The organism is Amycolatopsis sp. TRM77291, from assembly GCF_054166285.1.
This window is the reverse complement of sequence record NZ_JBSZHF010000040.1, coordinates 1-612: the sequence shown is the minus strand read 5'-3', so window position 1 is coordinate 612 and position 612 is coordinate 1. Positions and strand designations below refer to the sequence as shown.

At 53.6% G+C, this 612-nt stretch carries 1 protein-coding gene; it reads left to right on the top strand.

The features are described 5' to 3' along the window. Positions 1–612, top strand: a 612-nt coding sequence (locus tag ACXIZN_RS43265) for an IS5-like element IS903B family transposase (protein WP_457960787.1), incomplete at both ends; no start/stop codon positions are given.

The window sequence follows — 612 nt, the reverse complement described above, 5'->3', positions numbered from 1 at the left end:
GCCCACCTACAATAAAGCCCTCATCAACCGTGGCTCCATAACTTTCTGGCTGGATGATGAAGCTATTCAGGCCTGGTATGAGTCAGCAACACCTTCTTCACGAGGCAGACCTCAGCGCTATTCTGACCTTGCCATCACGACTGTGCTGGTCATTAAACGCGTATTCAGGCTGACCCTGCGCGCTGCGCAGGGCTTTATTGATTCCATTTTTTCTCTGATGAACGTTCCGCTACGCTGCCCGGATTACAGCTGTGTCAGCAGGCGGGCAAAGTCGGTTAATGTCAGTTTCAAAACGCCCACCCGGGGTGAAATCGCACACCTGGTAATTGATTCCACCGGGCTGAAGGTCTTCGGTGAAGGCGAGTGGAAAGTCAAAAAGCATGGCCAGGAACGCCGCCGTATCTGGCGTAAGCTGCATCTCGCCGTTGACAGTAAAACACATGAAATCATCTGCGCTGACCTGTCGCTGAACAATGTGACGGACTCAGAAGCCTTCCCGGGTCTTATCCGGCAGACTCACAGAAAAATCAGGGCAGCATCGGCAGACGGCGCTTACGACACCCGGCTCTGTCACGATGAACTGCGGCGTAAGAAAATCAGCGCGCTTATCCC